The organism is Bradyrhizobium sp. LeoB3, assembly GCF_055456055.1.
Genome location: NZ_JBVBEF010000178.1, coordinates 1 through 7,778 on the forward strand (window position 1 = coordinate 1; position 7,778 = coordinate 7,778).

The following is a 7,778-nucleotide window of genomic DNA, read 5'->3' on the forward strand; positions in this document are numbered from 1 at the left end:
CCGGCGCGTTGCATTGGAGGCGGCGCATGAAAATCATCGTTGACGAAGCCGGCGAGATCATCGCCAAGGCGACGGATCAAGCCGGAAAACCGATGCTTTGTCGCGACCATAGCTTCGCCGAGTACGCGCCCGAGCCAAACCCGGATACGAAGAAAAAGGACGTGGTCTGGTTCGCACTGAACGACGATCGGCCGCTTACCGCGTTTGCCGGGATCTGGACCGAGTTCAAGGGCGATCGCGGCACGAAGTCGAAGCCAGTGCCGGGGCTGCATCTGGTCTATGGCTTTCTGACGACGGCACCGAACGCCATCGTCGAGCCGATCCATCCCAAGGCGATGCCGGTGATTCTCACGGCCGACGAAGAGCGCGACGTGTGGATGCGCGCACCGTGGGATGAGGCGAAGGCGTTACAAGCCTTGCTCGCCGAACGGGCGCGATGCCCCATGACTTAGGCGGCGCCCCCAATGCATTCCGAGTTACGCCGCCTGTTAGCCACTAGACCGCATCAAATACGGATCCAAGGCCCCAGCTAATCGGTCCGCCACTTGCATGGCGGCCGGTGTGGACTGCTTTTCGCGATGAAGCGAGCCGACGGAATTGACCGCCAGCCCACTACAAGCGGCAAGAACAGTTATCGCAATCGCAGCGAGATATTCGGTCCTCATGGAGACGGTCCCCTTCATCGCCCATAAACTAACTGGCACTCTCAGAAATGGATCCCGCGCGCAACGATGGCATCGCAAGCCTTGTGGGATGCCTCGACCTCCCACTCCGGGTTCCTCCGAAAGGAACATCGCGTCGCGATCAGAGATCAAAGGAACAACAAGCGCATGTCAGGCTTTAGCAACATGAGGCCGCCGCTCGCTGGCAACCAAGCTGGCGCATGTCGCGGATAGCCAAAGGTCGCTACCAAAGACCCGCTGTTGTCAAAACGAGCGCTCGCGCAGATAGCCAAAAGCGGCGGTCTCCGGTTTCATTCAAAGGTCGCTGGCCGTTGCCTCCATTGAGGCTACGAGGGATTCGGCTTTGGCTGGCTTGCTCTTTGCCGGAACGAGAGCATCGTATGGGCTATCGCGTTGACCTTGACCACACACAGCAGCGCCGTCGTTCGAAAGATCGGGAGAGATTGGGCGCGTCGCTGGAACTAGAGCCGGCACCACCAGAGGGACTTAAAAAGCAAATCGACCGGCTCCGCGAATTGGAGGAGCAGTCAGCATCGATCATTCCAGGTTAGATAGATTGCGCACCACACGCCAGCAGTTAGCGTCACCGCAATGACGACCACCGCGATGGAGCGGCTCAGGCCGTATCGCGAAGTGAACTTCCGTGATGCTTGAAGAAGAGATCGAGCTTCACAGTTTCGCCGGTATCTCGCCAGAACAGTTTTTTACCGAGGCTGGCCGCCACCGCGAGGCGGTGGTGGCCGCCGATTAGAGTATGGTCATCCGTTGCTTTGGCGATGACCTCGCCGGCTTCGTCCACGATGATTTTCATGTGCCGCCTCCAATCCTCCTGCGAGCGTCGAGCAAGCGGCTGCTCATTGTCGATTGTAGCATCGGAGCCTCATACTAGCACTCGCGTGCCAGACGAGTTGAGCCAAATCAAATCAAGGCGGCGGAAGGGCGCAAAAGGCGCCGTCAGGACAGCTGTCCTTACGGGCGGCGACCGGCCACTAAGTCCGGTCTCCGCTCCAGGTTCTAGGGCGGTGATCCTAGCAGAACAGCACCGCCCACGTCCGCCGCCCCTAGATCGCGGTCGGCAGTCAGGGTTTAGTGCTCTGCCGTCCAGCCCGCTCTGGGTACATGAGATCAAACACGACGGCTAGGTTCGAAGCCCCGTAAGCCGGAAGGAGTAGGCGCGCCGCCGCGCCATCTTGCGTATGCCCAAGGCTGTCCTAGCCTGCGGGTTTTTCCTAACAGCTGATGGAGGAGACCATGCGCAGCCTCAGAATGGCATTAATAGGTGGATTCACCGGAGCCGTGATGGCTGGCAACGTCACGACGCTCCATGCGGCTCCTTTGCCGACCAACGTGGCAAGCATGAAATCCATGGTCGCCGACAGTTCGATCCAGGTCCGGTGGGGCGGCTGGCGCGGCGGCGGATGGGGATATAGAGGTGTCGGAGGCTGGGGTCCTCGAGGTTGGGGTTGGGGAGCAGGCGCGTTAGTTGGTGCCCTAATCGGTGGCGCGATCGCGAGCAGCGCCTATGGCTATTATGGCGGCCCGTACTACGGCGGCTACTACCCCGGCCCGTATTACGGCGGCTACTATCCCGCCTACAGCTACTATCCGGCGTACGTCGACTATGGCTGGCAAGCAATCCAGGAGCCTGGGGCCGCCCGCTTCTACAGACCTTACGGATACGGCGGGCGGCCCTGGGGCTATTGGTAAGCGGGCCGGCCGTGCAATTTTTCTCGGCGCGCCGGCCTTCCAACGCTTACCGCGGAGTGATCGCGCCGAGCGGATGGGGCCCGTCGCTTGGGCGTTATTCTTCGCGCATGTGGCGCATCTTCCGCGGTGGGAGAAGCACAATGTCCATCTCTATCCTCAAGCAACTCGGCGCGGCGGCGGTGCTGACTGCGATAAGCTGCGCGCCGGCTCCGGCCCAGCCAGTGATATCCGAGCCCGGCTATTGCGCACAGTTCTATCCAAATGCCAATTGTCAGAACAAAGGGCCCGGGAACCCCTACACCGACCCGAATTACCGGCTGTATGGCGGCCAGAGCTCGGGACCGTGGCCGAGCGGTGAAACTGTCGGCATGGCGCCGAAGCGGCCCCGCGGACGCGATCTGCCCCGACGACATCCCAGCACTAGCCCCGGGCGGTGATTGCTAAAGCGGGTGGCGCGTTACCCGCCGGGCCTATGATCTTCGCTGCGTTCGTTGCGCGTCTCCGGCTCCATCGCATTCAGGCGGCGGAGATCTTCGAGCAGACCGCGCTGGATTGGATCAAGGCTTTGCGGAATCTCGCCAGATCCTGCTTGGGTGCGCTCCTCGTCGGGCTCCAATCTGCGCCGGAAGATGAGTCCGCCGCAGACAAGCGCGAAGCCAATGACGATCAACGCGACACCTAGAGCACGCATTTTGCGACCGCCAAAAGGCGCATTCTATCCCGCGTCGCTGCGGCACCCAATGCGCTATTTCCGCTCGGGAGGCTGCCAGAACGGCCGCGCGAGAACCCATCAGCACCGCGCGATAGCGTGCCACTGCAGCGAGAGGCGACCGGGGCACCAAGTCGAGGCTGATCCCCGGGGCCGCATTTGGGCCTACGGCTTCTTGACCACGGCACCGAGTCCGAGATCGAGCCTAACCATCATGTGTCGCCATGGCTTGCAGGGTTGTTTGTTGTCCCCGAGTATCGGCGAAAAGGAGCAGGCGCCGTATGGTTCGAGCGATCGAGGATCAAGCGCGACAGCGAGGGCTTTCACGGCTCTACCTGAACACCACGGATGCCGGGGGTCTATGCGAGGCTCGGTTGGGCGGACCTTGATCGCACTAACTGGAAGGGCTTCGACACAACTCTGATGGCTCGCGATCTCTAAAGGCGCTGCGAAGGCCGTGGCGGAATGAGGCGCTCAAGAGGAGCAGCGGCTGGATCGACTCGGTGAAGCCGTGATCCAGTTTAGCATAATGTTCGATGATGCCGGCCTGCAAGATGCTTCAAGCTGGTCCGCAATCTGAAGCAGATGTATCCAAACACCGACGCGCTTGGGCGAGCGGCTCAAGCTGTATGTTGAGGAGAACTTTCCCGACTAAACCCGTCCACCGCCAGTCTGATCTTGTGCGCGGTATGGTCAATGGTGATGCAGTTTATCCTCGTCAGCGCGCCGCTGGTCCTGAAGAACAGTTTGTGGCCGAGCTTTAGCTCGGCGTCGACGCGGTGGTGCCCCTTGATAAGCATGCCGTCGAGGTTGGTCTCGCCGATTGCATCGCCGGCTTCGTTCACGATTGTTCGGATCATTTCGCCTCTGTGATGTGCTCCGGCGCCGCCGCGATGGTTCGCAGTCTATCCAACCTTGTGCCGGCCCCGGCGTTCCAACCCAGATGTACCCGAGCAACGATACACTCGGCGAGCGCATCAAGCTTTATCATGGCCGGCGTATGCCAGGCCTCCCGGGCGAGGGGATGTTCGTTGTCTATGGCGCGCAATGCGATGATCATAGCCGGATAGCCTGCACGGCACCGGGCTCGCCTGAAATGGCGCGCTGCGGGCTACCGAAGTGGTCTATCGTGATCCATTCGCGGTCAAGTGTCGGCTCATAGAGGTCGAAGCCGTCAGGGCCGGAAGCGACGACCGGCATCTCCGGATCGAGCTTCTGCAGCTCAGCTATCAGGTCTTTGACTTTCATGGGCTTGCTCGTTGCTAGTCTGCGCCGCGGTGCCGGAGCGGCCATGCTGGCTTCACAGTCCTCTGCGGCCAGGTCGCTACCGAACCGAAGCAACACCATCTTCAGCGCGGCGGCCATGAGGCTTACAATGGAGCCGCGGACAGGAAACGCATCGCTAACTTTGGGCTCTGTTCTTACCGCCTCCATCCAACGCGCCCGGCGTTGCTGACGTTCCTATAGACTGGGCAGCCGCTCTCCGCCCAACGCTCGCCGCCCACGTAGATGTAGGCCTTGAGCGGTGGCCGGTCGGAATGGTTCGGGTGTGCAATGACCTCGATGGTCGGGTAGTTCGGAAGTGACCGGCCGACTTTCTAAACGCCGTTTTAGACCCACAGGCGGCCTCGGCTGCCGACCGATTCCGCTTCACAATGCGCAGTTCCTTTGCCGAAGCGGAAAACTCGGCTCCTCATTGAGGGCAGAGGTTGTTGGCCGTGACCAAAGCAGATATCCGCGCCGGTTTGCCGGCGGATCGGCCTTTCAGGGATGCGCCGCCAGCCAAGCGATGATGCTTGGCCCGTCCTGCAAGAATTCCGAGGTGCTGCAATGCAATGCCGTCTCGCCGGGGTTTTTGATGAGCGAGACATCCTTGGTAGGCAACGCATCAAGGAACGGTTCAATCGAGGCGAGCGGTGCAACCTTGTCTGCCGTGTTGACGGTCGCGAGGGTCGGGACGTCGAGACATGACGGGCCAATCGTGCGACCCAGCACGGTGAGAGTGCCTCGACAGAACTGGTTTTCCCGATACAGCCATTCGGCAATCTGATGGACCAGCCTCCCCGGGAGCGGGGCCTCGTCAAGAGCCCAGCGCGCAACCCGCGCATGGACATCCAGCGCCCGCAAGTCGTCAACGCTCATTGCCGCATCCATCAACCGGGACCATACGAACCTATGAGGGGCGGCGAAAGCGCTTGCATGCGACAGCAGCGAGCCCGGGATGATGTCCGCTTCACTCAGATCAGGCGGAATCATCGAGACGAGCGCATCGCGAAATCGGTTCGTCGCTGGTTGAAAGCAAACGGGCGCGCCGAGAAGCGATAGACCGCGGACAGCTCGCGGTTCGCGTGCGCTAAAGGCCGCCGCCAACGTCCCGCCAAGCGAGTCGCCGATCAGGAAGAGCTTTGTCGCTTACGCGGCCATCGATCTTACGCGGACGTACGAGCCCGGCGCGTTTTCGATAACCGGTAACTTGCCGCCGCCCGGTTCGCGGGCAGGAACGCGGCCTGCATCAAATTGCGTGACCCATTCGTCCCAAAGCGGCCACCACGACCCTTGATGAGGCGTAGCGCCGGCGAACCATTCCTCCGGACTGGGCGGCAAATTGTCGTTCGCCCAGTGGCCATACTTGCTGCCTGGCGCGCTGATCACGCCAGCCATATGGCCCGCAGCGGATAGAACGAATTTGACCGGCCCGGAATACAAGCGTGTCGCCGCATAGGTCGATTCCCACGGCGCAATGTGGTCTTCGCGCGTGGCCAGAATGAAGGCCGGAGTCCTGATTTTCGACAGATCGATCGGCATATCCGCCAACGTGATACCGCCGGGTTTTGCCAAGAGATTTTGCTGATACATCTTGCGTAAATAGAATGAATGCATCGCCGCTGGCATGCGCGTCGAATCCGAATTCCAAAACAAAAGATCAAAGGGTATCTGTTCCTTGCCGAGCAGATAATTGTTGACGACGAAAGACCAGATCAGGTCGTTCGCGCGCAACATATTGAACGCCGTCGCCATATCTTGCGCTTCCAGATAGCCGCGCTCGCGCATCCGCCTTTCGAGAGATGCCAGTTGCTCTTCGTCGATGAAGACGGCCATGTCTCCGACTTCGGTAAAGTCGACGAGCGTCACGAAATAGGTGGCGCTTGCAATCCGGTCGTCGCCCTTCGCGGCCAGAAAAGCCGCCGTCGAGGCAAGCAGGGTTCCGCCGAGGCAATAGCCGATCGTGTTGACGGTACGCTCACCGGTCGCGGACTCGATCGCGTCCAGTGCGGCCAACGGTCCCTCGAGCATGTAATTTTCAAAGCTCTTTTCAGCGAGCTTCTCATCGGGATTCACCCAGGAGATGACGAACACCGTATGCCCCTGATCGACGGCCCATTTGATGAAGGAGTTCTTCGGCTGAAGATCGAGAACATAGAACTTATTGATCCACGGCGGCACGATGAGGAGTGGCCGCCTCCGGACTTCTCTGGTCGACGTCGCATATTGGATCAATTGCATAAGCTCGTTCTGGTAGATGATTTTTCCTGGCGCCGTTGCGATGTTTTCGCCGAGGCGGAAAGCCTTCATGTCGGTCATTGTAATCGCAAGCCGACCATCGCCGCGTTCCAGATCGACGAGAAGGTTCTCCAAACCACGTAGCAGGTTTTGTCCGCCAGACTCCAGCGTCGCGGTGAGGACCTCCGGATTGGTCGCGACGAAATTGGAAGGCGACAAAGCATCAACGAATTGGCGCGTGTAGAAATCGACCTTACGAGCGCTGGCCTCGTCCATGCCTTTAGTTTCGCGGATTGCGGAAAGAAGCGACTTCGCCGCAACGAGATAGCTGTCCTTCACAAAGTCGAAGATAGCGTTCTCGCTCCAGTCCGGATGCTTGAAGCGTTTGTCTTTCGGGGGACCGGCCTCGCGTGCACGCAGCATGAGCATGCGTTCCGCGGTTTTCTGCCAGATACCTAGCGTGTCGTAGAATAGGTTGATCTGGGCGCGGGCGACTACCACCGGGTCGGTCATCATCTTTGTCACGAGCTCGAAAAAGTCGAACCCGAGCGTTGACGTGTCGCCCATGCCGGACTTGACCGCGTCCGGCTGATGCGACACAAAGCGCTGCATCAGGAGCTGGCTTTGTTTCGCGATGTTCTGCAGTTGCGCCGCAAGGGCAATCGGATCCCAGGTGGGCTGCATCTGTTTGTCGGCCATAGCTCCCTCCTGTCATTGTCAGGCTTTACCAGAGCCGTTCGGATAGGCTCCAAAAGACTAACACCCGATTGGGTGCGGTTGGAGAGCGATGAATCACCGTTTCGCCATCAGGCGAACCTTGGGCAATTGGCCAAACGCAAACGCTACCGTTGTCGAGAAGATGACCGGCAAGCGCCGCTCAAACGTGCTGCGATGCAGCTAAGCGTTGTGCATTGCGGGAGTTCCTTCTTGCGACGTCATCCCAAATATTTTCTCCAATGTAGGTAAGGGGGGAGCGGAGCTTCCGTCTCTGCAATGCTCCAAGGTAGGGGCTCGACGCGCAATTTGTCGCCCGTCGGCTTCCTCGCCGCTGCAACTCTCCAGATCTCAGAATCCGCATTGATACGTCTGAGGGGACTAGGGCTGTCTGTACCGAAAACCTAAGCTCGGGCGTAGTGGTGGTGAAGTCCGCCAAGGATGGCGTGTGATTTAATGCTTCC

Annotated in this window: 8 protein-coding genes and 1 pseudogene; 3 read left to right on the forward strand and 6 right to left on the reverse strand. The window is 59.9% G+C overall.

Going from position 1 to position 7,778, the window contains the following annotated elements; all coding sequences use genetic code 11:
- Positions 1-57 precede the first annotated feature (57 nt).
- Positions 58-452 (forward strand): annotated as a pseudogene (locus tag ACZXDY_RS43685) (SOS response-associated peptidase family protein); the annotation flags it as partial.
- Between the two features lie 847 nt (positions 453-1,299).
- Here the strand turns inward: ACZXDY_RS43685 and ACZXDY_RS43690 are convergent.
- The gene (locus ACZXDY_RS43690) at positions 1,300-1,494 is read right to left on the reverse strand and encodes a hypothetical protein (RefSeq protein WP_028169271.1); all 195 of its coding nucleotides are present in this window, start codon (positions 1,492-1,494) and stop codon (positions 1,300-1,302) included.
- Between the two features lie 440 nt (positions 1,495-1,934).
- Here ACZXDY_RS43690 and ACZXDY_RS43695 point away from each other — a divergent pair, with 440 nt between their 5' ends.
- Positions 1,935-2,390, forward strand: a complete 456-nt coding sequence (locus ACZXDY_RS43695) for a hypothetical protein (protein ID WP_464349741.1) — start codon at positions 1,935-1,937, stop codon at positions 2,388-2,390.
- A 140-nt stretch (positions 2,391-2,530) separates the two neighbouring features.
- Positions 2,531-2,827 (forward strand): hypothetical protein, encoded by a 297-nt coding sequence (locus ACZXDY_RS43700; RefSeq protein ID WP_155255596.1) that lies wholly within the window; start codon positions 2,531-2,533, stop codon positions 2,825-2,827.
- Between the two features lie 892 nt (positions 2,828-3,719).
- Here the strand turns inward: ACZXDY_RS43700 and ACZXDY_RS43705 are convergent.
- From ACZXDY_RS43705 to ACZXDY_RS43725, 5 genes are all read right to left on the reverse strand, one after another.
- Positions 3,720-3,959 (reverse strand): hypothetical protein, encoded by a 240-nt coding sequence (locus tag ACZXDY_RS43705; RefSeq protein ID WP_028168715.1) that lies wholly within the window; start codon positions 3,957-3,959, stop codon positions 3,720-3,722.
- On the reverse strand, positions 3,956-4,159 hold the full coding sequence (locus ACZXDY_RS43710; RefSeq protein ID WP_028168716.1) for a hypothetical protein: 204 nt from the start codon (positions 4,157-4,159) through the stop codon (positions 3,956-3,958). The genes ACZXDY_RS43705 and ACZXDY_RS43710 overlap by 4 nt, the downstream gene beginning before the upstream one ends.
- Positions 4,156-4,464 (reverse strand): hypothetical protein, encoded by a 309-nt coding sequence (locus ACZXDY_RS43715; RefSeq protein WP_464349742.1) that lies wholly within the window; start codon positions 4,462-4,464, stop codon positions 4,156-4,158. Before ACZXDY_RS43715 ends, ACZXDY_RS43710 begins: the two co-directional genes overlap by 4 nt.
- Positions 4,465-4,863: 399 nt before the next feature.
- Positions 4,864-5,241, reverse strand: coding sequence for a hypothetical protein (locus ACZXDY_RS43720; RefSeq protein ID WP_155255597.1), 378 nt, complete (start codon positions 5,239-5,241; stop codon positions 4,864-4,866).
- 270 nt (positions 5,242-5,511) lie between these two features.
- Positions 5,512-7,299, reverse strand: coding sequence for a PHA/PHB synthase family protein (locus ACZXDY_RS43725; protein WP_464349743.1), 1,788 nt, complete (start codon positions 7,297-7,299; stop codon positions 5,512-5,514).
- Between the last annotated feature and the right edge of the window lie 479 nt (positions 7,300-7,778).

Coding starts and splice junctions, on each gene's coding strand:
- ACZXDY_RS43715 (WP_464349742.1), bottom strand. CDS start 4,464: ATGGCCGCCGCGCTGAAGATGGTGTTGCTTCGGTTCGGTAGCGACCTG.
- ACZXDY_RS43690 (WP_028169271.1), bottom strand. CDS start 1,494: ATGAAAATCATCGTGGACGAAGCCGGCGAGGTCATCGCCAAAGCAACG.
- ACZXDY_RS43695 (WP_464349741.1), top strand. CDS start 1,935: ATGCGCAGCCTCAGAATGGCATTAATAGGTGGATTCACCGGAGCCGTG.
- ACZXDY_RS43700 (WP_155255596.1), top strand. CDS start 2,531: ATGTCCATCTCTATCCTCAAGCAACTCGGCGCGGCGGCGGTGCTGACT.
- ACZXDY_RS43725 (WP_464349743.1), bottom strand. CDS start 7,299: ATGGCCGACAAACAGATGCAGCCCACCTGGGATCCGATTGCCCTTGCG.
- ACZXDY_RS43720 (WP_155255597.1), bottom strand. CDS start 5,241: ATGAGCGTTGACGACTTGCGGGCGCTGGATGTCCATGCGCGGGTTGCG.
- ACZXDY_RS43705 (WP_028168715.1), bottom strand. CDS start 3,959: ATGATCCGAACAATCGTGAACGAAGCCGGCGATGCAATCGGCGAGACC.
- ACZXDY_RS43710 (WP_028168716.1), bottom strand. CDS start 4,159: ATGATCATCGCATTGCGCGCCATAGACAACGAACATCCCCTCGCCCGG.